Source organism: Nitrosomonas sp. Nm132 (genome assembly GCF_900100485.1).
In the GTDB taxonomy this organism is placed as follows: Bacteria; Pseudomonadota; Gammaproteobacteria; order Burkholderiales; family Nitrosomonadaceae; genus Nitrosomonas.
This window is the reverse complement of the sequence record NZ_FNDH01000023.1, coordinates 1-23,919: the sequence shown is the minus strand read 5'-3', so window position 1 is coordinate 23,919 and position 23,919 is coordinate 1. Positions and strand designations below refer to the sequence as shown.

At 42.9% G+C, this 23,919-nt stretch carries 17 protein-coding genes; 12 read left to right on the top strand and 5 right to left on the bottom strand.

Annotation, left to right across the window (positions count from 1 at the left end):
* Positions 1-49: 49 nt before the first annotated feature.
* Positions 50-1,753 carry an ABC transporter ATP-binding protein gene (locus BLP80_RS09400; RefSeq protein ID WP_090542607.1) on the bottom strand — a complete coding sequence of 568 codons (1,704 nt, stop codon included), beginning with the start codon at positions 1,751-1,753 and terminating at the stop codon, positions 50-52.
* 368 nt (positions 1,754-2,121) lie between these two features.
* Positions 2,122-2,958 carry a diaminopimelate epimerase gene (gene dapF, locus BLP80_RS09395; RefSeq protein WP_090542605.1) on the bottom strand — a complete coding sequence of 279 codons (837 nt, stop codon included), beginning with the start codon at positions 2,956-2,958 and terminating at the stop codon, positions 2,122-2,124.
* A gap of 426 nt (positions 2,959-3,384) precedes the next feature.
* Between dapF and BLP80_RS09385 the strand changes: the two genes are divergently transcribed.
* The 11 genes from BLP80_RS09385 (at position 3,385) to BLP80_RS09335 (ending at position 20,086) form a co-directional block, all read left to right on the top strand.
* Positions 3,385-4,113, top strand: coding sequence for a S1 family peptidase (locus BLP80_RS09385; RefSeq protein WP_176754328.1), 729 nt, complete (start codon positions 3,385-3,387; stop codon positions 4,111-4,113).
* Between the two features lie 187 nt (positions 4,114-4,300).
* Positions 4,301-5,698: a TIGR03013 family XrtA/PEP-CTERM system glycosyltransferase gene (locus tag BLP80_RS09380; protein ID WP_256325030.1), complete on the top strand. Its 1,398-nt coding sequence runs from the start codon at positions 4,301-4,303 to the stop codon at positions 5,696-5,698.
* A gap of 20 nt (positions 5,699-5,718) precedes the next feature.
* A complete protein-coding gene (gene prsK, locus BLP80_RS09375) occupies positions 5,719-7,800 on the top strand; it encodes an XrtA/PEP-CTERM system histidine kinase PrsK (protein WP_090542600.1) in 2,082 nt (693 codons plus the stop codon).
* 232 nt (positions 7,801-8,032) lie between these two features.
* Complete coding sequence (gene prsR, locus BLP80_RS09370) at positions 8,033-9,391, top strand: PEP-CTERM-box response regulator transcription factor (RefSeq protein WP_090542598.1); 1,359 nt, start codon at positions 8,033-8,035, stop codon at positions 9,389-9,391.
* Between the two features lie 59 nt (positions 9,392-9,450).
* Positions 9,451-11,034 carry an acyl-CoA ligase (AMP-forming), exosortase A system-associated gene (locus BLP80_RS09365; protein ID WP_090542596.1) on the top strand — a complete coding sequence of 528 codons (1,584 nt, stop codon included), beginning with the start codon at positions 9,451-9,453 and terminating at the stop codon, positions 11,032-11,034.
* A 26-nt stretch (positions 11,035-11,060) separates the two neighbouring features.
* A complete protein-coding gene (locus BLP80_RS09360; protein WP_371128821.1) occupies positions 11,061-12,266 on the top strand; it encodes a pyridoxal-dependent decarboxylase, exosortase A system-associated in 1,206 nt (401 codons plus the stop codon).
* 171 nt (positions 12,267-12,437) lie between these two features.
* Positions 12,438-14,285: an asparagine synthetase B family protein gene (locus BLP80_RS09355; protein WP_090542592.1), complete on the top strand. Its 1,848-nt coding sequence runs from the start codon at positions 12,438-12,440 to the stop codon at positions 14,283-14,285.
* 388 nt (positions 14,286-14,673) lie between these two features.
* On the top strand, positions 14,674-15,474 hold the full coding sequence (locus BLP80_RS09350; RefSeq protein WP_090542591.1) for a PEP-CTERM/exosortase system-associated acyltransferase: 801 nt from the start codon (positions 14,674-14,676) through the stop codon (positions 15,472-15,474).
* Positions 15,475-15,486: 12 nt separating this feature from the next.
* Positions 15,487-15,948 carry a type 2 periplasmic-binding domain-containing protein gene (locus tag BLP80_RS09345; RefSeq protein ID WP_176754327.1) on the top strand — a complete coding sequence of 154 codons (462 nt, stop codon included), beginning with the start codon at positions 15,487-15,489 and terminating at the stop codon, positions 15,946-15,948.
* Positions 15,938-17,158: a hypothetical protein gene (locus BLP80_RS09340; protein WP_218120419.1), complete on the top strand. Its 1,221-nt coding sequence runs from the start codon at positions 15,938-15,940 to the stop codon at positions 17,156-17,158. The genes BLP80_RS09345 and BLP80_RS09340 overlap by 11 nt, the downstream gene beginning before the upstream one ends.
* A gap of 12 nt (positions 17,159-17,170) precedes the next feature.
* On the top strand, positions 17,171-20,086 hold the full coding sequence (locus tag BLP80_RS09335; protein WP_090542589.1) for a bifunctional diguanylate cyclase/phosphodiesterase: 2,916 nt from the start codon (positions 17,171-17,173) through the stop codon (positions 20,084-20,086).
* Between the two features lie 56 nt (positions 20,087-20,142).
* On the opposite strand, the gene BLP80_RS09330 is transcribed toward BLP80_RS09335, so the two are convergent.
* From BLP80_RS09330 to purM, 3 genes are all read right to left on the bottom strand, one after another.
* Positions 20,143-21,399: an RsmB/NOP family class I SAM-dependent RNA methyltransferase gene (locus BLP80_RS09330; protein ID WP_090542587.1), complete on the bottom strand. Its 1,257-nt coding sequence runs from the start codon at positions 21,397-21,399 to the stop codon at positions 20,143-20,145.
* A 142-nt stretch (positions 21,400-21,541) separates the two neighbouring features.
* Positions 21,542-22,180 (bottom strand): phosphoribosylglycinamide formyltransferase, encoded by a 639-nt coding sequence (gene purN / locus BLP80_RS09325; protein ID WP_090542585.1) that lies wholly within the window; start codon positions 22,178-22,180, stop codon positions 21,542-21,544.
* Positions 22,181-22,194: 14 nt separating this feature from the next.
* Complete coding sequence (gene purM / locus BLP80_RS09320; protein WP_090542583.1) at positions 22,195-23,253, bottom strand: phosphoribosylformylglycinamidine cyclo-ligase; 1,059 nt, start codon at positions 23,251-23,253, stop codon at positions 22,195-22,197.
* Positions 23,254-23,315: 62 nt separating this feature from the next.
* Between purM and BLP80_RS09315 the strand changes: the two genes are divergently transcribed.
* Complete coding sequence (locus tag BLP80_RS09315) at positions 23,316-23,828, top strand: AI-2E family transporter (protein ID WP_090542581.1); 513 nt, start codon at positions 23,316-23,318, stop codon at positions 23,826-23,828.
* Positions 23,829-23,919 lie beyond the last annotated feature (91 nt).

The following is a 23,919-nucleotide window of genomic DNA, read 5'->3' as shown; positions in this document are numbered from 1 at the left end:
CAATACAAAGATAAATCAGCTGTGGCTCCCCAGTTTAGTTGTATATCCATTAAACATTCTTAGTTTGCGCATCAGCTAATAGCTCTGCTTGCCCATTAGAAAGAATAAAAACACGATCAGCCGCATTAATAACCGCAGGTTGATGCGATACCGCGATAATCGTATAATCTCGTGTTAGTTTTTGCAGCGTTTCGCAAATTGTTTTTTCACTTTCCGGGTCAAGTGCGCTGGTTGGTTCATCTAGTAACAGTAGGAGGGGCTGATGCGCCAGTGCTCGAGCAATCGCGATGCGCTGACGTTGCCCGCCAGAAAGCATACCTCCTCGCTCACCAACGATCGTTTGTAACCCGTCTGGAAAAGTACTGACAAAATCCCACGCACCAGCCTGTTGTAATGCTCGTTCCGCATCGGCGGAATTCAGTGCAGGTGCACCCACGAGCACATTATTGAGTATTGTGTCATGGAGTAGTACGGTATCCTGAGATACGTACCCGATTAGATGTCGCCATTGTCGTAAATCAATATTATGTAATGCAACACCATCAATGAGAATTTCACCAGATTTAGGTTCAGCAAGTCCACATAGCAGGTCAAGCAAAGTGCTTTTGCCTACCCCAGAAGAGCCGATTACTGCTGTAAAGGATTTGACAGGAATATCAATATTGAGATCCTTGAAAATTGACTTCCGATCATAATCAAAGGCTATATGACGAAGGCTGATACCCTGTTGCAGGGAGGGTTGTAAAGTACCAGTTGCTCTTTCAGCTGCAGCCTGGGCTTCTTCTGCTGCTGTTCGTAGTGCCCAATACGCGCTTTCCTGAACTGTGAGTTGTTGATAACGACGTTGTGTTTTATTGAGTAGACCAAGGATCCGGGTTAGCAAGAAAACCATAACCATTACTTCAGGTAGGGAAAGTTTCCAAACGACTAAAGCGAGATATAAGCCGCTTGCTGTCAGTGTTGCGAGTATGGGTTCTTGTAGCGCAAGTAAAGCGGCCCTACTGATGACTTCTTTGCGAGTGGCTTTTTCTAGTTGCCAGGATTGATCATGTAAAATGGCATCAGCCACATTGTCCCGTGCCATTGCTTTTAAGGATTTTACCGAACTGAGTACATCGGATAAATAGCCCAATAAATGGCGCAGCAAGTGCGTCTGTTTTGTACCAGCCCGACGAGTCGCACGTACTAGGCGATGCAGTATGATAAACAAGACAATGCCAATAAAGAGAGATCCAATGGTTGCCTGCCAGGAAATGAATGCGGCAACAATAACATATACGATGACCTCGACGGATAAAGCAAGCACATTGACACTGTGCTCAAAACCGTTTGCTGCACGATAGGCTTCTGTAGCAACAGAATTAGCTAGCGCTCCAGTTGGTTGACGCAGAAAATATTGCCAGCGACTGGCAAGTAATGCTTCAATGAGGTTTAAGCGCAGAGTAGTTGCAACATGAGCGACGGTATACCCTACTTGTCTGTTCGTAAGAAGGAGAATGGCTCCTTTTATGAGCATGCCACCAACGATGATCAGCAAGATGATATCAATACTAGGTTCAATTCCGATGCGATGTAGGGTTTGAACCATGAATCGCCCAATACTGGACTCATCTGTCTCGCCTACAGCTACGGAAAGAAGCGGAAGTAGTGCTGTCAGGCTAAGTGCTTCGGCGACCCCTGCTAATAATAACGCAATCAAGACGAATGCGCTGCGCCGTGGGAAAACCATAATATAGGTAAGTAATGTGCGCATAGACTGATTTCTTTGTTTTACCTATTTTTGAAGTTGACTGAGGTTTGGGTAAAGCGAGTAAATGGAGGTGTGATAGCTATATCAGTAATCTTAAACGTACGATACTTCTTTATTTATCATGAGATACTGGTGAGAAACCAGGACACCTCGCTTCGTACTTCATATTTATTTGAGCCGTAACCCAGCCGGAGAGTAGCCATGAGAATTTTCTTGCCTGTGCATGCAGATCGTACACATTTTACGTCATTATTTTGTATTAGTAATTCGGTTTCCCTGGTCTTTTATCAAAGACTACCTGGGAAGGTATTTTCCGATGTTAGCCCAAATATTTCATAAATTGGCACGTGCCAATTTATGAAATATTTGGGCTAGTTCGATGGTAATTCGATAATTCCTTCAAAAACAGTGCTCACGGGTCCAGTCATCAAGACAGATTGGTCTTTTCCTTCCCACTGTATCCATAAATCGCCGCCATGGGTACTGACTTTGACTTTAGATGCGAGTAGACCGCGTTCAATGCCCGTGACCACAGCAGCGCAGGCACCTGTTCCACAGGCCAGTGTTTCTCCGGCATCGCGCTCAAAGACGCGTAATCGGATGTGATGTCGATCGATGATTTGCATGTAACCAACATTAACATGTTGTGGGAAGCGTGCATGTGATTCGATCTGAATCCCTTGGGTTGATATCGGCGCATCATCTACATTGGCTACAATTTGAACAGCATGAGGATTACCCATGGAAACAACACTAATCTCTATTTGTTTATTGTCAACGTCAAGCAGATAGGTCAAAGCGCGTTTCTCAGCCACAAAGGGGATATCTGCGGGTTCAAATCTAGGAATGCCCATGTTGACGGTCACTTTACCGTTTGCTTCCAGTCTTGGGAAGATTAAACCGCTTGCTGTTTCAACACAGATTTCTTTCTTTTTAGTTAAGCCTTGGTCATGTACAAAGCGTACAAAGCAGCGCGCACCGTTCCCGCACTGTTCTACTTCATTACCATTGGCATTAAAAATCCGATAACGGAAATCTGCATTACCGCTCGCTTTTTCAACTATTAACACCTGATCGCAGCCAACTCCAAAATGGCGATCAGCCAACCAGCGAATGTTTTCAGGAGTAAGTGAAATCAATTGACTGATACCATCAATGACCACGAAATCATTACCTAGTCCATGCATTTTGGTAAACTTTAGTTTCATATAGTGTTTATCTATTGTTCGTGATATTAATTCTAGTGGCTTAATCTCTGCCCGGCGTTAAATGTCTGGGCCTGTGTATACTCTATACAGTAAGTGCATTGACCGCCATAATTGTAATATGTTTTAATCCGCTTACATAAAGACGGCTAGCTCAGCGGTAGAGTATCACCTTCACACGGTAGAAGTCATTGGTTCGATTCCAGTGCCACCTGCCAATTTATTCCTGTTAACAAATTGATCTCTCTATCACTGTCTGGGAATTGCTTCGATTCCATTGGGGGATTATAGGGACTAATAGATTTGTATCTTGGCAGTGATCCTATAGTTATAGTGGATATATAAATGAATATTAGTCTCAGCCCTAGAATATGGCAGATCTTTTGGGATTCTCTCTTTTCTAAACGTTATATTTTCTTTTGGATTGGAATGTTGCTCGTGTCCCAGTCTTGTAATGCTGATCTCGTGCAGACGATAGAGCGAATTAAGCCGTCGATTGTGGGTGTAGGTACTTTCCAAAAAATGCGCTCTCCCCCCGTTAATTTCCTGGGGACTGGTTTTGTTGTTGACGATGGACGGTACATTGTTACCAATGCTCATGTTGTTCCAGATTCAATGGATACAGCAAGGAACGAATCATTGGTTGTATTAACAGGCAAGGGAAATAATCCCGAACTTAGGACCGCAACAATGGCTGCCCTTGATAAAGAGCACGATCTGGCTGTGTTTCGGATCAATGGAGCATCTTTACCCGCATTAAAGCTAGGCGATGCAGAAAAGATTCGTGAGGGGCAAGCGCTTGCTTTTACGGGATTTCCGCTAGGTATGATACTTGGTTTTTATCCAGTAACGCATCGAACTACGATCTCTTCGATTACCCCAATTATATTACCTGCTCATAATACTAAACAGCTTGATGCTGGAAAGATCAGGCAACTACAGAAATCAGCCTTCGAAGTATTTCAGCTTGATGGAACAGCTTATCCTGGTAGCAGTGGCAGTCCGCTTTATGATCCAGATAGTGGGGAGGTGTATGGTATTGTGAATATGGTGTTTGTCAAGGGAAAGAAAGAGTCGGCGCTAAGTAATCCAAGCGGTATAAGCTATGCAATTCCTGGTAGCTATATACGGGATTTATTGAAACGCAAGCAGCTTTAGTAAAGTGAGTCACTCATACAGCGTAATTTTCCTCGAACTAGTGCAGTTAGAAATTAGAAAATAACAATAAACGAGCCATATTATCAGTAATTAGCTATTTTTTATTTAAAGTAATATTGGGTAATTAGGGAGAGCTAAGGCACATTGAAGTTTTGTTACTTAAATAATTTTAACGAGGAGAGGTGTTTTGATTCGTGTTTATAACCATTACATTTCTAGATTTACGGTATTACTTATTAGCATTGAGATATGCTTGCTAATGATTATTTTTTTTCTGGGTGTTGGTATTCGTTTTCATTATTTGGAGACATCCTTCATTGATTTGCTTTTTTCTCAGTTACCGGGAGCCATTGTTTTTACTTTGGTAATGATTGCATGTATAGCTGCGATGGGTATGTATCAGCTAGATTCAAAGCTGGATATTGAATCTACATTGTGGCGTTTGATGCCATCTTTAGCAATAGGTTTTGCGATTATGACGCTGATTTTTTATCTATTTCCAGAGCTATATCTAGGTCGTGGCCTATTGGCAATAGTGATATCGCTTGCATTATTGTTAATTCTTATAACTCGAATGATCTTTTTTCGATGGCCTGGTCTGGAAGTTTTTCGATCACGTGCCATAGTGCTTGGAACAGGAAGCGGAGCAGAGGAGCTTTTGAGTATAGCAGAAGATAGCTCGATTTTACGTAATCTAAATATTGTTGGTTTTGTTCCATTTTATGGGGAAGATCGTCGCGTGCCTGTTTCGGTAGTATTGCCAAAACAGGGTTCACTGGCATCTTTGGTGAATCAGTGTGATGCTAGCGAGATAATCATTGCAACCCAGGAGCGGCGAGGAGGGGGATTTCCCATTCAGGAATTGCTGGAATGTAAGATGCATGGAATAAAGGTAACGGATATCGCTACCTTCTTTGAGCGTGAGCGTGGTCATATTCGTATGGATTCGTTTTACCCAAGCTGGCTAGTATTTGGTGGTGGTTTTGATCAAAGCTTTTTTAGAACTACGGTCAAGCGCATTTTTGATTTACTCGCAAGTTTAATGATCTTGCTTATTTCATTGCCAGTCATGTTGCTGGCAGTGGTTCTTATTTTAATTGAAGACGGTAGACCTATTTTCTATCGGCAGGAAAGAATTGGAAAGGGTGGGAAGATCTTCCAGGTAATTAAGTTTCGCAGTATGCGGAATAATGCAGAAAAAGGTGGTCAGCCGCAATGGGCGGCAGCAGACGATCCTCGCATCACTAAGATTGGGAAGATTATCCGCAAATTGAGAATTGATGAGCTTCCTCAGATTATTAATGTACTCAAAGGAGAAATGAGTTTTGTGGGACCTCGCCCTGAGAGACCTTATTTCGTCGATATGCTTACTGAGAAGGTGCCCTATTACAATGTGCGGCATAGTATTAAACCTGGAATAACTGGATGGGCGCAAGTACGCTATCCGTACGGTTCTTCAGTAGAGGATGCAATCGAGAAACTGCAATATGATCTGTATTATGTAAAAAATCATAGTTTATTTCTTGATCTCATCATACTAATAGATACTGTGGGTGTTGTTCTTTTTGGTAAAGGCGGGAGGTAAAGTCGGGTATTACTTATAATATGTTGACGACAATTGCTACGGCTGGCTATGTGACAGCAGCTGTGGCTTATTTTCTCTTATTTGTCCTTTTACTGACGAGTTGGCGCGGACGCCTGTATGGATTACTGTTGGCGATTGCTTGTCTAGTTTCTGTTTTCTGGGCTGCAGCTATCGCAGGCCAATTATACTGGGACTATCCATCTGTTTTCTTGATAGAAATCCTGGAAATTTTCCGGCATGCTGGTTGGTCCATATTTTTGATTACTTTACTGGGTCCTTTTCAGCCGAGAAAAGAAGATTCTACTCTCCTGAGAATAAGGCCAGCCGTAGTGGTCATTGCAGTGCTTTATCTTATTTTTTTCGTATTCATTATTTTTCTTAATAGTAGCAATAGTATCGAGTTTACCCCACATGGTCAGCTGCCCGGTTCTTTTGGTAATTTCTTTACTGGCCTGTTAATGGCCGTAATTGGCATGATTCTCGTTGAGCAGTATTACAGGAATACGTCACCCGAACAACGCTGGGGAATAAAGTTTATTTGCTTGGGAATGGGAAGTATCTTTGTATATGATTTTTACTTATTAAGTGATGCGCTGTTGTTCAGAAAGATAAATGTTGATATATGGATTGCTCGAGGATGGGTCAATACTTTGATCGTTCCTTTGATAGCACTCTCAGCTGCACGTAACCCAAAGTGGTCTGTGGGTATTTCGTTATCACGGCATGTTTTGTTCTATTCATCTGCCTTATTTGGTGCAGCCGTATATTTGCTTGTAATGGCAGCTGTTGGCTACTACCTAAGGCTTTCCGGAGGGACTTGGGGAGCAGTTTTACAGTTGACTTTTTTATCTGGCGCGATACTGCTTCTTATAATTCTATTGTTTTCTGGCACTACTCGTTCCTGGCTTAAAGTATTTATTAGTAAGCATTTTTATAGCTATAACTATGATTATCGTGAGGAATGGCTACGTTTTACACGAACTCTTTCGGAGGGTGAGCTCGAGTTAAGGGCGCGTGCGATCAAAGCGCTTGCTCAATTAGTGGAAAGTCCTGCAGGTGGACTGTGGTTTAGACAGGAAAATGGAAGGTATCAGTTAATTGCGGGTTGGAACATTTCTCTAAAGAAAGAAATTACCGAAGCTAAGAATAAATTTTGTCAATTCCTGGAAGAAAAGGCATGGGTTATCGATTTACGAGAATATCACGCAGATCCCAAAAAATATTCAGCTTTGGTGCTGCCAGATTGGTTGTCTGACATTCCAGAATCTCGGTTGATTGTGCCATTAATTTTGCATCGAGAATTGCTGGGATTTGTTATATTGATTGAGCCTAGGAGTGCTATCAATTTAAATTGGGAAGTTAGGGATTTGTTGAGGGTTGCGGGTACTCAGGCAGCGAGCTATTTGGCACAATACGAAGCTACCAATGCGCTTTCAATCGCGCGTCAGTTTGAATCTTTCAATCGCATGTCAACTTTTGTCGTGCACGATATCAAAAACTTGATTTTTCAATTATCTTTATTACTTTCGAATGCTGAAAAGCATAAAGATAATCCTGAATTTCAGAAAGATATGATTGAAACAGTGAATTTTTCAGTGAATAAAATGAAACGGCTGCTTGAAAAATTAAGCAGTGGAAATCAATCGGAAAAATCCAATATTCTTTACCTTGATCAATTGTTACAGCAAATTATAGAGAGGAAATCGTTCAATATGCCAAAGCCTCTGCTTGAAATTACTGATTCCGGATTGATGGTAGAAGCTGATTATTCTCGCCTGGAGAGAGTACTTAGCCACCTGATTCAGAATGCAATTGAGGCTACTCCTAAAAATGGGCAGGTTTGGGTTCGACTCACAAGAAAAGATAATTCAGCTGTAATAAAAATCGAAGATACGGGGCATGGCATGAGCGAGCAATTTATTCAGAAAAAGCTTTTTAAGCCTTTTGAGTCTACTAAAGCAGCTGGTATGGGCATCGGTGTTTTCGAGAGCAAAGAATATATTAACGAGCTTGAAGGACAACTTGCTGTTGATAGCCAAGAATTGGTAGGAACAACTTTCTCAGTTATGCTACCACTTTATCGAGAGCACCCGGAAAGCTAGTTTGATATTTAAAACTAACTTGTTTTTCTAGAATTAGTCGGGTTTCTTGCTTATTTTGATAAATTGCTTGTAAACAGAGTTTGTTATGATGCGTACTGTTTTTGGGTGTTATTGAAAATCTGTGCAGAGTAGGATTCTAATTTATTTTGCAAGGTATCAATATAACTTAATAACTTAGCTTTATGCGTTTTTAATGCAAATTCTGTTAATGTGTTGAGGCACTATATAAAAAATGAAAGCAAGTGATAGTCGAAGAAAATTGCTTGTGATCGAAGATGATCCAGGTTTGCAGAAACAATTACGCTGGAGTTTTGATGCTTACGATGTATCCGTGGCAACAGACCGCGAAAGCGCACTTGCGCAAGTCCGTCGACATGAGCCTGCGGTCGTAACCATGGATCTTGGTTTGCCACCCGATCCAGATGGGGCTTCGGAAGGATTGGCCACGCTGCAACAGATTCTTGCGCTTGCGCCTGACACCAAAGTAATTGTTCTGACAGGTAATCAGAATCATATAAATGCCCTGAAGGCAATAGAATTAGGTGCGTATGATTTCCATCAAAAGCCTTATGATCCCAAAATGCTGAGTTTAATTGTTGACAGAGCCTTTTATTTGTATGGCTTGCAACGAGAAAATCGCAGTCTGCTACTATCTCACTTAGATTCTCCAATTTCTGGAATTATTACGCGCGATCCGGACATGATTAAAATGTGCCGTAACGTTGAAAGGGTTGCGACCTCGAATGTAACCGTTATGCTGCTTGGTGAAAGCGGTACAGGTAAGGAAGTTTTGGCTAGAGCGCTGCACGAGCTGAGTGTTCGGAAAGAAGGACGGTTTGTCGCAATAAATTGTGCTGCTATTCCTGAAACTTTGCTGGAAAGTGAGCTGTTTGGTTATGAGAAGGGCGCCTTTACCGGTGCTATTAAACAGACGCTGGGGAAAATTGAGCTGGCTCAGGGGGGGACTTTTTTTCTTGATGAAGTAGGCGATCTGCCCCTATCATTGCAGGCAAAATTGCTTCGATTTCTCCAAGAGAGAGTGATCGAGCGAATTGGAGGGCGAGAAGAGATTCCGGTAGATGTGCGTGTTGTCTGTGCGACCCATCAGAATCTCAAGAAATTGATCGAAGAAAGTCGTTTTCGTGAGGACTTGTTTTATCGTTTAGGTGAGATTTCCATTAGAATTCCTCCCTTGCGCAATCGAGTGGGAGACGCAGTGCTGCTAGCGCATCATTTCAAGAACAAGTTTTGCATAAAAGAGGGGCGTCACTCATTGAGTTTTAGTCAGGAAGCGCTGACTGCAATTGAGGCTCACCATTGGCCAGGTAATGTTCGTGAAATGGAAAATCGTATAAAACGTGCTGTTATTATGGCGGAAGGGCCACAGATTAGTGCGGATGATTTGGAGCTTCAGGAGTCTCAAATCCTGATGGAGCCGATGAATTTACGTGAAGTTCGTGAAAGAGAAGAATGCAAGGCCTTGGTTAGGGCGCTTGCAAAAGTAGATGGTAATATTGCAAAGGCAGCCGAGCTACTCGGTGTCAGCCGGCCGACTTTATATGACCTAATGAATCGGCACGGTCTGAAATGAGTAATGTGGCGTTATCTGAAGATAATTGATAAGTTATCCATTACGCCTTAAATTCTGAAATGCCTCATCTTTTTCATGAATTGATTTTTAACACTGCAAATCGTAGTGTTAATACGGAGGGACTTGTATACCAGCAGCAGAGATTGGATTATGCTGCCTTGGCACGAGAAATTGAACTTGCTGCAGGTGCTCTGCTGGCTTTGGGATTAGGGCGGGGGGAACGTCTTGCTATTTATCTTGAGAAACGATTTGAAGCAGTCATTGCCATGTTTGGTGCTTCCGCAGCGGGAAGCGTTTTTGTGCCAATCAATCCGTTACTTAAAGCAGAGCAGGTTGCTTATATTCTTAAAAATTGTAACGTAAGGATATTGGTGACTTCAATTGAGCGACTTAATTTGCTCATATCAGTTCTGCCGGAGTGTCATGATCTTCATGTAGTGATCGTAGTTGGGTCAGCAGAAAATCTTCCAGTGATTTCAGGTGTATATATGATCCTCTGGCAAGAGGCACTGACTATGGCAAGATCAATCCATGCCCATCGGTGTATTGATAGTGACATGGCTGCAATCTTGTATACTTCTGGTAGTACAGGCAAACCTAAAGGAGTAGTACTTTCCCATCGTAATCTGGTAACCGGTGCAAAAAGTGTTTCCCAATACCTAAAAAATAATCAGGATGATCGAATTTTATCAGTACTACCGTTCAGTTTTGATTACGGATTGAGTCAGCTAGCAACGGCTTTTTATGTTGGCGCAACCAATGTGTTGATGAATTATTTATTACCGCGCGATATCATCGACGAAGTAATACGAGAAAGCATCAGCGGTCTTGCTGCAGTTCCTTCCCTATGGATTCAACTTGCTCAGCTAAAGTGGGAGAGGGCTACCTCGCTTCGCTATATTACTAATTCAGGAGGAGCAATGCCACGGGCAGCACTTGATCAGCTTCGTCGTAAGCTTCCAAATACCAGTATATTTTTAATGTATGGTTTGACAGAAGCGTTTCGTTCGACTTTTTTATCACCTGAGGAAGTAGATAGACGCCCAGACTCTATTGGCAAGGCTATACCCAATGTTGAAATATTAGTGTTACGTGAAGATGGTTCACAATGTGCGCCAGGTGAACCCGGGGAATTGGTGCATCGTGGGCCGCTAGTGTCCATGGGATACTGGAATGATGCTGAGAAGACTGAAAAATGTTTTAGACCTCTCCCGCGCCAGTCTGGTTTGACTATTCCAGAGATGGCTGTATGGTCAGGAGATACGGTACGTATGGATGAGGCGGGCTATTTATATTTCGTTGGTCGTCGCGATGACATGATCAAAACTTCGGGTTACCGGGTCAGTCCTACTGAAATCGAAGAAATTATCTACTCAACAGAGTGTGTTGTGGAAGCAGCGGCGATAGGTGTGCCTCACCCTACCTTAGGCCAGGCAATTATCGTGGTGGCGGTACCGCTTGGAGGAGTAGATTTGGATCCTGAGGCGTTACTGTTAGCCTGCAAGCGGCATCTTCCAGCTTTTATGGTGCCGAACCTGGTCACGTTGCGGAAAGATCATTTGCCACGTACTCCCAATGGCAAAATTGATCGTAGAAGTATAGCTCAGGAGCTTCAGCATACTTTTATGTCGATAGGCACATGACGGTCATGTGCCCGAAACATGCCCCCATGAGGCAATTTTCGGTTCGCGATAATTGCCTTCAGATAGGGGGCATCTCTCTTTTACGACTAGCGCGGCGTGTTGGTCAGACTCCTTTTTATGCCTATGATAGGCGATTGATTGCTGAGCGTGTCAACCTATTGCGTCGCTACCTACCTGAGGAGATTCATCTTCACTATGCGATGAAAGCTAATCCTATGCCCGCTGTTGTTCAGCATTTGGCTGGTCTGGTGGATGGTATTGATGTTGCTTCTGTCGGAGAGATGAAAATTGCGCTAGATACGGAAATGCCTCCTGAGAGAATTAGTTTTGCCGGTCCTGGCAAGAACGAGCATGAACTTGCTTGCGCTATTGCCGCAGGGATTGTTATTAACATGGAATCCGAGCGGGAGCTGGAGCGTATCGCGACGCTAGCCGCACAGATGGGTATTTGTCCTAAAGTTGCTGTTCGAGTCAATCCAGATTTTGAGCTTAGAGCATCTGGAATGAAAATGGGGGGAGGGGCGAAACCATTTGGTGTTGATGCAGAACGGGTTCCCGCTATGCTTATTCGTATAGGCAAACTGGGGTTGGATTTAGAAGGGTTGCACATTTTTTGTGGCTCACAGAATCTTAAGGCAGAAGCTATCCAGGATGCTCACGAAAAGACTTTACAGTTAGGCTTGCAACTTGCGCAAGCTTCGCCTGTTCCGATTCGCACATTAAATATCGGAGGTGGTTTTGGAGTGCCTTATTTTCCTGGCGAAATGCCACTTGATCTCGTTGCGGTGGGAGAGAATCTGCAGCATTTATTAACTAAAGGAAAACTGGTACTTCCTGGAACGCGGTTTGTGATTGAACTGGGACGCTACATTGTGGCAGAGGCGGGTATCTATGTATGTCGTGTATTAGACAAAAAAATGTCGAGAGGACGGGTATTTCTGGTGACAGATGGTGGATTGCACCATCATCTTGCTGCTTCAGGCAACTTTGGTCAGGTCATCCGTAAAAATTACCCAGTGATTGTCGGCAACAAGGTAGAAACTTCTGAAACAGAAATTGCATCGGTAGTGGGTCCATTATGTACACCACTCGATTTGCTGGCCGATGAGATGGAATTGCCCAAGGCGGACATTGGAGACTTTATTGTCGTATTTCAGTCTGGTGCGTATGGCTTGACAGCAAGTCCAACAGCTTTCCTAAGTCACCCCATTCCGCAAGAGGTGTTAGTCTAGCTTCTTCTAAAGAATGGCTGTCATAATTTATTTTCAGGATAGTCACGCACCTAAATCCTATTTAGATAGGATGTCTGAGATTCTTTAGCATGGGTTTAAGAAACTGGGCTTATTTATAGCTCGGGATTAATCAAAATATACATTCGATGATCATCAAAAGAGGAAACCAATATGAGCGGATTATGCGGATGGGTCGGATATAGCAGTACTGATGATGAGATTCAGCAACTCATTGAACGAATGGTTTATCCACTTATTCGATTTGATGGCAGCCAAGCTCGATCCTTGACTGGAAATAGCGCTGCTCTGATTATTGCTGCGAGCAATCGATACACTCACGTTTACCAAAAAGATGGGTGGTTAGTTGGGTTATGGGGATATGTTAGATTCCGAAATACTGAATTGAATCAGCTTGCGGGTGTTGAGGGAGTAGCGAAGATTCTGGCAGATCAATGGCAGAAAAAAGGGGAGAAAATACTGGAAGATCTCACCGGTGAATTCGTTTGTTGCATTCTAAATAGTAATTTACAAGAAGCTATTTTAGCAACTGACCGGATGGGAACACGACCGCTTTTTTATCAGGTATCGCATCAGGGCTTATTGTTTGGCTCATCGACAGATACTATTGCAGCGCATCCGCTTGCTACACCCGAGGTCAATCTCCAGGGTTTGTATAATTATGTTTTCTTTCACATGATACCGGGTCCGGATACTGTCTATCATGGACAGAAGCGCTTACTTCCTGGTGAATATCTAAGCTATAAGAAAGGAAGTATAGAGGTTAAGAAATACTGGCAAGTACAATTTAGGGAAAAAGAAAAGAGACCATTTATTGAGCTTAAGCAGGAGTTTCTGTCTTTGCTGCATTCGAGTGTAAGTGAAGCGGTAGGAGACCAAAAAGTCGGTACATTTCTGAGTGGTGGAACTGATAGCTCGACGGTTGCTGGGATATTGGGAGAAGTGACCGGTCAACCCGCTAGAACCTACTCTATTGGATTCGAGGCTACAGGGTACGATGAAATGGAATATGCGCGTATTGCTGCAAGGCATTTTTCAACAGATCATCATGAATATTATGTCACACCTGAAGATGTCGTTACTGCTATCCCACAGATTGCGACTGTCTTTGATCAGCCCTTTGGTAATGCTTCTGCTATTCCTGCTTTTTATTGCGCACGCATGGCTAGAGCCGATGGTCTTGATACTTTGTTAGGAGGTGATGGCGGAGACGAGCTGTTTGGTGGCAATGTGCGCTATGCAAAACAATATATATTTTCACTTTATGAAAATTTGCCTTCAGTATTGCGGAAAAAGGTTGTTACTCCACTAGCGCTTAATATTCCAGAAGGTAATGGCCTACAATTCGTGCGTAAGGCACGTAGTTATATTGAGCAAGCATCGATACCTATGCCTGGGCGAATGGAAGCCTATAATCTGCTGGTGCGCTATAACTATGAGAACGTATTTACCAGTGAATTTCTGGCAAATATAGACCCCATCCAACCTTCAGTATTATCGCGCCAAACTTATGATCAGACGCATGCGCATAGCCTAATAAATCGTATGCTTGCTTTTGACTGGAAATTCACACTCGCTGATAACGATTTGCCTAAAGTAATCAAAGCATGTGAACTAACGGGAATGGATGTCTCTTTTCCCTTGTTAAATAATGCGATAGTAGATTTTTCTGCTCGCCTTGAACCCCAGCTCAAGCTTAAGGGAACAAAGCTACGTTATTTCTTTAAAGAAGCGTTACGTGATTTTCTACCGGATGAAATTATTGTTAAACAGAAACAGGGTTTCGGTCTTCCTGTTGGGATCTGGCTTCAAAAACACAAGTTATTGCAAACGTTGGCTGCAGATAGTTTAAATGATTTGAAGTCACGCAAAATTATTCGCTCTGATTTTATTGATAAACTGCTTGGACAATATTTGTATGAACACGCAAGTTACCACGGTACCATGATTTGGTTGTTAATGATGTTGGAGCATTGGTACAAGCAACGAATAAATATATAAATTTAGTTCGTTGATACAATTTTATGCCAATTAATTTATTTTTTATTAAATATATATTTTTCCATCATTTCATGATATTTTCGACGAGAATAATGATTCGTCGTATTTTGGCGACAATTTATTTTAAATAACATTAACTTGTGAAGTTTCGTCGATGGATAGATGAGCCTGAATAAGAGTATGATTTTTATATTTTTTAGTTCCAAGGAATATAGATAGGTTGAGGCTCTTTTTTATAGGATAGCACTGGAGTTTCTGGCGAATGCTGATTATTTTGAAATAAAGGAAAACTTCGAATCAGTTCATTGATTTGGATTGGAAGCTGACCAGTAAAATTAGCTTAATTATTTATTAAAAGTTTTAACCAGCTTGCTTGCTAAGGATTGTCATGAATGATATCACCACAGCATTTCATGAATACTTTGAGATTATTATTGCTGATACTCCAGCGTTATTAAAGAAGGTATTTAATCTAAGATATCGAATTTTGTGTGTTGATAATAAATACCCAGATATTGATGCATCAAGTTATCCTGACGAATTGGAAAGTGATGAATATGACAGTTCTTCTTTGCATTTACTATTACGACATAAACCATCCAATACTTTTGTAGGAACTACGCGTCTGATTTTATCTAATCCCCTCGATATTAATCAAAAGTTTCCTGTTGAGTTACATACGCAATTTTATCCAGCATATACCAATATGAACGTGCAGCGACGGTCTGCCGTTGAGATTTCGAGATTTGTTATTCTTCGTAACTTTTTCAGACGAAAAGATGATTTCCATTTTGTAGTTGGTAAGATTTCAAAGCACTCTGATGAGAGCGGGCGCAGGCGATTCCCCCATCCGATGTTAGGGCTGGCTATTGGTATTATTCAAATATGTGCTAAATATGATATCTATCACTTATTTTCAGCAATGGATCCGGCTCTGAATAGGCTATTTGGTTTTTATGGCATGCAATTCGAGCCTATCGGCCCATTAGTTAATTATCATGGCCAACGACGCCCTTATTATGTCTGCCTGATTGATGTGCTGGAAAGGATGTATACAAATTATCGCGATATCTGGGAACTGGTGACCGATAATGGTAGAGTCTGGCCAGCAAATCTCGAAGATTTCAAGTCGATATGTAGATGTCGGCAGGGCGTGCCCTATACTGATACTAGCATTGTAACTTGTTAGCATATTTTCAGTATGGCGGTACGCATCACTGTTCATTATTTGTGCTGTATTTTTCTACTATTTCTGTTGATCAGTGCGCCATTCGTTGCAAGTGCTCCGCAAACCAGTGGTTCCGTTGAGGTAGTCGTTCATCTCAGCGTTAATATACGACACCTTTCCAGAAACTCATTACGTGCTATTTTTGGCATGCGTCTTAGAGCATGGCAGGATGGCTCCCCTATCCGGGTGTTCGTGCTGCCTGACGATGCGCCGTTGCACAATCTCTTTGCCAAAGAGAAGCTCAATATTTTTCCCTATCAATTACGTTCAGCATGGGATCGGCTTATCTTTTCAGGGACAGGCCAGGCACCCTTTCTAGTAAGTTCCGAAGAAGAAATGCGCGTTCGGGTCGCCACGACCCCGGGCGCTATCGGCTATTTGAAGAGAGTAAATATAGATGATAGCATCCAGATCCTTCATGTTCATGTTGAATAGACTTATTATTTTGATTGGCTCTTTGAGTCGAGTGGTGATGCTATTGACTGGATTGCATCCATCATGGATTAATGCGGCAGAAAGACCAGATCTGAAAGGTCTGCAGGTTCATGGCTTCTTGAGTCAGGGATATATAAAAACAACCGCAACACGAAATGATGTGTTTGGCGATAGTACCAGGGGGAGGGGCAGTTTCGATTTTAGAGAGATTGGAGTGAATGCTTCGTATCGACCCTTGACGAATCTCCAATTTTCAGGGCAGTTACTATCCCGCCAAACAGGCGAAGATAGTAAAGGTGGTATTCGTATCGATTATGGTTTTGTCGATTATACTGCAATCACGACTGAGACTAAAGAAGTAGGGGTGCGTTTAGGGCGAACCAAAAACCCTTTTGGTTTTTATAATGAAACTCGCGATGTACCCTTTACCCGGCCGAGTATTTTGTTGCCACAATCGATTTACTTCGATCGGGCGCGTAATTTAGCGTTGGCTTCAGATGGTATACAATTATATGGCGAATCTCGTTCCGATTGGGGTGACGTTACACTTCAGTTTGTAACGGGTTTTCCACAAGTTGACGATAAAAGTACCGAGGCAGCTATTTTGCGAAAAAACCAGTCAGGTGATCTAACGCCGAGATTATCATATTTAGGGCGTCTGATTTATGAGCGAGATGGCGGGCGATTACGTTTGGCAATAAGCGGAGCGCAGGTCAATGTAGGGTATGATCCAGCAGCGAAGGATCGATTGAGCTCAGGTTCAATCGAATTCTTTCCATTAATCTTTTCTGCGCAATATAATGCTGAGCACTGGAGCATTACTTCGGAATATGCATTGCGGCATATCGAAATGAAGAACTTTCATCCTCTTGTTGACAAGAGCTTTACCGGTGAAAGTTTTTATTTTCAAGGTATTTACCGGTTTAGCCCAGCCTGGGAGGCCGTCTTGCGGTATGATGTACTGTTTACAGATAGAAAAGATCGTGATGGCAGTGAATGGCATGTTAAAACTGGATTTCCTTCTGACAGTCGCTTTGCTAAGGATTTGACTGTGGGGCTACGTTGGAACATTACTCCTGCGATTATGCTACGCGGCGAGTATCATCGCGTAAATGGCACAGCCTGGCTTTCTACATTGGATAATCCGGATCCTGCTTTTACCGATCGACATTGGAATCTCTTTGCTGCCCAGGTTTCTTATCGCTTTTAAGCAGAAATCTGCATGAAACAGAGTATTTTGGAAAAAAACACTCAGCTTGCTAAGTTTGATCATGGCGCATCATCTCGATTTGCTAGTCTGAAATGGAAGATTTCGCTACTCAGCAGCATAATTTTGCTGATAGTGGTGACGACATTCAGCATCATTAATTATCAGCGCTTCATCGATAATATTGATCAACAAAGTGATCTACAATATCAGCGATATGCCAAAGAGGTTGAAAAACTCATTGAGCAAATTTCATCTAGCTCACATCAGCTGATCAGAATGATTCCTTTCCTGAAAGGAATGGATGCAGCCTTGTCTGCACAAAATAATGAGCAGATTGCAAATGCATTTGAACATCACTGGCAATTATTGCAGCTTCAAGATGGAATTGAAGCGGTAAGGTTTTATGATCAATCTAATCAGCTCCTGATAGGTTGGGATAGCTTTGAAGCGGATATTTATCGAGATACGCTTCTTTTGAAGCATGTTCGTGAAGTCAATTTATATGAACAGCCCGCCAATCCATTAATCTGCATAGAAAGTTGTATACAGTATACGATCGAGCCGCTTCTGGTGGAAGGTATTCGTACAGGAACGATCGTTATTGGCGCTTCTCTGGCCGATGTTTTCTTAGGTTTTAAGCGAACATTTGGCTCTGATATTGGATTGTTTCTAAAAGAAAAAAAATACACGATTAAACACAATGATGTATGGTTTCCTGATTGGGAGATACGCCTGGCAGCATTGACCAATAGAGATAAGAATCTTGAGATCCTTTATCAAACGGTAGAAGAGTACCCCGATCTGGCCAAACTGAAGCAGGGCATTCAAACCGAATGGAATAAACGTTACCAGCGTATAAAACTGTTTCCATTACAAGGGATCAGCATGACAGATCAGGCTCATTTGGTTGTCATTACTGATATTACCGCTACCATTGAAGCGATTCGTGATTCTATTTGGCGTATAGTCATCATCGGTCTAATTGGTTTAATTTTTTCAGAAATATTATTGTTTGCTATTCTTTCTAAGCCACTCTCACGGCTTAAGCATATTGTATTTACCTTGCCGCTTTTGGCGGGTGGCAGCTTTGGAATCTTCCGCGCTACGCTTTCTTCTGTTAACAGGAAGCAATGGCTAAAGGATGAGATTGATCTTCTTTATGAAGCTGCAGTGACGTTGTCTCATAAGCTTGAGAAGCTGGAGGATAAAGTCGTTTATCGTACAAAGCTGCTTGTTCAGCAACGGGATGAATTAAGCAAAGAAAAAGATTTTATTGCACACTTGCTTGATACAGCTCAGGTCATCGTGCTGACCCAGAATGTCAAAGGTAAGATAATAATGTTAAACGCATATGGTGAAATGCTGATGCGTTATACTGAAGAAGAGATTCGAGGTAAGCCCTTTCTTGAGATATTGCTACCTGACAGTGAACAGTACAATCTTGGCCAGCATTTAGAGGAGATCCATTCTGGTCGACGTGAACAATTGAGGCATGAGGCCATTACCTTATGTAATGATGGTTCAAAAAGACATATCGTTTGGTTGCATTCCCGGTTGTCATGGCAATCAGAAACAGATCCATCAGTACTTTCAGTTGGTCTGGATATTACAGAATACAAGCGTGTGGAAGGCCATTTGGCATGGTTGGCCGATCATGATCCGTTGACGAATCTATATAATCGGCGTCGTTTCAGTGAAGAGCTCGAGCATATGATCAATTGGGCGGAGAGATACCAACATCCAGGGGCATTGTTATTTTTTGATCTCGATCGATTTAAGTACATTAATGATACCAGTGGGCACCAAGCTGGCGATTCTTTGCTGAAGATAGTTGCAGACATGCTATCTCATGCAATTCGTGCTGCGGATATTACGGGACGTTTAGGAGGGGATGAGTTTGCAGTTATTCTGCCAGAAATTACGGCGAGCGGAGCTATTGAAGTCGCAAAGAAAATTCTATTTCGCTTGAGTGAGACGCAGTTAACGGTAAATGGTAGAACATATAAAATTGCAGCCAGTATCGGTATTGCTCTTTTTCCGGAGCATGGTAACAATGTGCACGATCTATTGGCTGCAGCCGATCTTGCTATGTATCAGGCCAAGGAAATAGGACGGGGTACCTGGCATCTGTTTTCCAATGACGATCAAACGAGAGAGCGAATGTATACGCTTGTGCATTGGAAAGAGCAAATCGAGTATGCTAACTTGAATGATAAGTATCTGCTTTATTTCCAGCCGATTATGGCGCTACCTGATAGAACGATCTCTCATTATGAGGTATTGCTGCGTATGTGCGGTAAGGATGGCACAATTCATTCACCTGCGGCTTTCATTGCTGCTGCAGAGCATACCGGGTTGATCCATGAGATTGATCATATGGTGTTGCGTAAGGCAATTGCACAAGCAGCCAAGATCAATAAATCAGGTAATCGAATTCGCCTATCAATCAACTTATCCGCGCATGCGTTCAATGATCCAGGATTACTGCCAGTGATTAGACAGGAGCTTATGGATAAAGGTGTCGACCCCACTCTTTTAATGTTTGAAATAACAGAGACTGCCGCTCTCGATAATTTACCTGGAACACGAAACCTGCTTCGAGAAATTAAGGAACTTGGTTGCGGTTTTGTGCTGGATGATTTTGGTGTTGGTTTTTCATCTTTCTATTATTTGAGAGAGTTACCTGTCGATGCTGTGAAGATAGATGGCTCATTTGTTCGGAATCTGGCGAGTAGCCCTGCTGATCTAATATTGGTTAAAGCCTTATGCAGCGTAGCAAGGGGGTTTGGTAAGAAAATTACCGCTGAATTTGTTGAAAATGAGGAGGTGTTGGTATTGCTGGAAAAAATGGAGGTAGATTTTGCACAAGGCTATCATATTGGCAAACCCTCTGCTGCTGCTGAAGTCTTTGGTTCATCCGAAGATTAATTGTGATTGTCAGTAGATTAGACATTCCGTTGTGCTAACGAAGAAAATAAATCAGGTTACTTTTCTCGCTCTAGAGCTGCGGCAAAGAAGCCATCAGTTTGATGAAGTGCTGGTGATAGCTGCAAGTATTCGCCTGTGTCAAGCGGTATTTTCTGTTGTGCCAGAAGACTTGCACAATTTAATCGGATGAAATGAGGATTGCCAGAGAGGAAAGATTCTATAATCTCTTGATTCTCTTCGGGAAGTAGGCTGCAGGTAGCGTAAACTAGTCTGCCGCCTGGTTTAAGTAGATTGGCAGCAGAAGAAAGGATGGTTGCTTGTTTGTATTTTAATTCCTCGATACTTTGCGGTGTTTGCCGCCATTTTAAATCTGGGTTGCGGCGTAATGTCCCTAATCCACTGCAGGGTACGTCAACGAGTACTCGATCTATTTTTCCGTACAGGCGTTTTATCCTAATGTCATTTTCACTGCTGATGCGTTGAGGGTGTAAATTGGACAAACCAGAGCGTTTGAGACGTGGTTTCAGATTGTTAAGACGTTTCTCAGAGATATCGAAAGCGTAAATGCGGCCCTGGGAGTGCATGAGCGCGCCCAGCATCAATGCTTTGCCACCAGCACCTGCACAAAAATCAACAACCATTTCACCCCGCCGGGGTGCGAGCAGATAGCCCAGAATCTGACTACTTTCATCTTGTACTTCTATTTTTCCAGAAAGAAATAGCGGATCTTTATTAATGGTGGGTTTGCCAGTTAGACGAATACCGATAGGTGAGTAGGGGGTAGCGTGCGCCTCGATACCTTTCTGATTTAATAGTGTGAGCACCTCGTCACGTTTTACAAACAGCGTGTTGACGCGTAAGTCTAAGGGAGCAGGATGCTGTAATGTTTGGCCCAGCCTGAGAATCTCAGTATCGGGTAAAAATTTTTGTAATTTTTCCATGAGCCATTCGGGAAATTCTGCTTGAATAGCAAGCGGTTGTGACGCTAATGTGATCGCTTTGATGTGCGCGAGCCATTTGGCTTCGCTTTCATTAATGAAAGAGGCCAGTTCACGCAAATTTATGCCTTCAAATTTGACTAGGTAAGCCAGAAGCAGAGTGCGGGGTGTTGCTTTCTCAGTCAGGCATTCCAGAAAAAATCTGTGACGTAAAATACCGAACACTATTTCTGCAATGACAGCTCGATCATTCTGACCCGCCATCGAATGATCACGGAAAAACAGGCGGAGCAGGGTATCGGCGGGGGATCTCAGCGGTAATATAGTACGTATGGCTACCGTGGCCATGTCGAGTTGGGCAAGCGTTGGGCGCATAATTAATTGGATGGGTAATGATTCGAGAACGTCTTAAACTGATCCGTGAGAGGTTTAGCTTTTTTCTGTAAGAGGTATGACGTATTGATTAAAGGCGTGCAAAAATTTATAACGGGGCCATCAATGCGTTTGAAGAGAATTTTCATTGATCTAAGGGAGGCGAATATAAAGCATGGTTTTCTATGGCTGCCGCCCGAATTTCTACACAACTATTGGTAAGCGTAAGACGATCTTCCAAGAACCAGCGCACGGCTTGCGGGTAAATCCGATGTTCTTGCTGGAGAACACGCGCAGCCAAAGCTTCAGGGGTATCTTCAGGCAGCACAGGGACTGCAGCTTGAATAATGATAGGTCCATGATCGAGTTGCGAAGTAACAAAGTGTACCGTGCATCCATGGATTTTTACACCTTCTTTAAGTGCGCGCGTGTGTGTGTTCAAGCCGGAAAAAGCAGGTAGCAAGGAAGGGTGAATATTGATCAATCGATTCTGATAATGGCTAGCAAAGCTGTCACCAAGAATGCGCATGAAGCCAGCAAGCGCGACCAAGTCGGGTTGGCAGGCATCAATTTTTTCTGCTAGGGCGGCGTCGAACGTTTCGCGATCTGGATAAGCGCGATGATCGACGACATGAGTCTGGATGTGACGCGATCGAGCAATTTCCAGCCCTGTTGCAGCTGGATTATTACTGATTACGGTGATGGTCTTAGCTGGGAGTTTTGCATCAAGTAGCGTTTGCATGTTGCTACCGCGACCAGAAATAAGAATAACCAGTGATTTCATCATACTTATATTGGTTAAGCAATTAAAATGGCTGGCTCGTCGGCGTGACGTTGCTTGATATGGCCGATTCGCCAGACAGTTTCTCCACAGGCATGTAAAACGGCCATCGCCTCATCAGCATGTTCAGGTGCAACCACCAAAACCATTCCTATGCCGCAATTGAAAACCCGAAACATTTCTTCATTAGCAACGTTGCCTTGCTGTTGCAACCAATGAAATAAGAGAGGAATTTCCCAGGAATCCTGCTGGATATAGACCATCATTCCTGTAGGCAAAATGCGTGGAATGTTTTCTAGTAGCCCCCCACCGGTAATATGGGCAAGACCTTTCACAGGCAATTTTCTGATTAATTCCAGTACAGGTTTTACGTAGATACGGGTTGGCGCCATGATGGCTTCTATCAGAGTGCTATTCCCTAATTTGGCGTTTAAATCAACAGGATGTTTTTCGATAATTTTGCGGATCAACGAAAAGCCATTGGCATGCGCACCATTGGAGGCGATTCCTAGAATGATATCGTTTTCCGAAATGGTAGATCCATTGATGATGCTACTTTTCTCTACGATTCCCACGGCAAAACCAGCCAGATCATATTCGCCTTCTGGATACATGCCGGGCATTTCAGCCGTTTCTCCGCCAATCAAGGCACATCCGGCTTGTTCACAGCCTGCCGCAATACCTTGAACAACTCGAGTGGCCGTATCTACATTCAAGCTACCGCAAGCAAAATAATCCAGAAAGAACAGCGGCTCTGCACCCTGAACGAGGATATCATTGACGCTCATGGCAACCAGATCGATTCCAATGCTGTCGTGCTGATTAAACTGGAAGGCAACCTTTAATTTGGTGCCTACGCCATCGGTTCCAGATACCAATACCGGATTGCGGTATTTCTGAGGGACCTCAAAAAGTGCACCGAAACCTCCGATTCCAGCAAGTATCTCCGGGCGCCATGTGCGTTGGGCAAAAGGTTTGATTTTCTCAACCAGAAGATTGCCTGCATCAATGTTTACGCCGGCATCGCGATAGGATAGTTGTTCTGGCTTAGGATGTTGGGAATTAGATGAAGTCAAGTTGAGTTCTCGCTTGGTTACGGATAGAGTGCCACTTTTCGGAAAGTGTAATTTTACCGCAAATGAACTCTAAACACTCTGAGGATCAACATTATCTTTGGTGGATCATTCTGATCGGTGTATTTGGGGCGCTGATTTATCTTTTGAGTCCAATGCTGACGCCTTTTTTACTGGCTGCAGTTATTGCCTATATCTGTAATCCACTCGTCTCATGGCTGTCAGTCCAAAAAATTTCCCGAACCTTGGGAACGGTGCTGGTCATGCTCTTATCACTGGGTGTATTCACGGCCATGATTTTAGTCATGATGCCATTGTTTGAGAAGGAGATAATGCGGTTGGTTGAGCGTACTCCGGATTACCTTGAAACCGTTAAGAGTCAATGGATCCCCTGGCTGAAAACAACGCTCGGAATCGACCTGCAGCTGAACGTGGCCATGCTCAGACAAGCCTTGGCAGAGCACTGGAAAAGTGCTGGGGGTGTTGCTGCTAAGATGCTACCTTCACTGACGAGCGGTGGCATCGTGGTATTGGATTTTCTAATGAGTTTGCTGCTTGTGCCAGTTGTGCTGTTTTAGAAGCTGTCTGGCAAAACGATTTCCATTAGAATCAAGGATTTTTTGATAGTAAGCTAAGAGATGTCATACAAAACGGATATAAATGATGAGG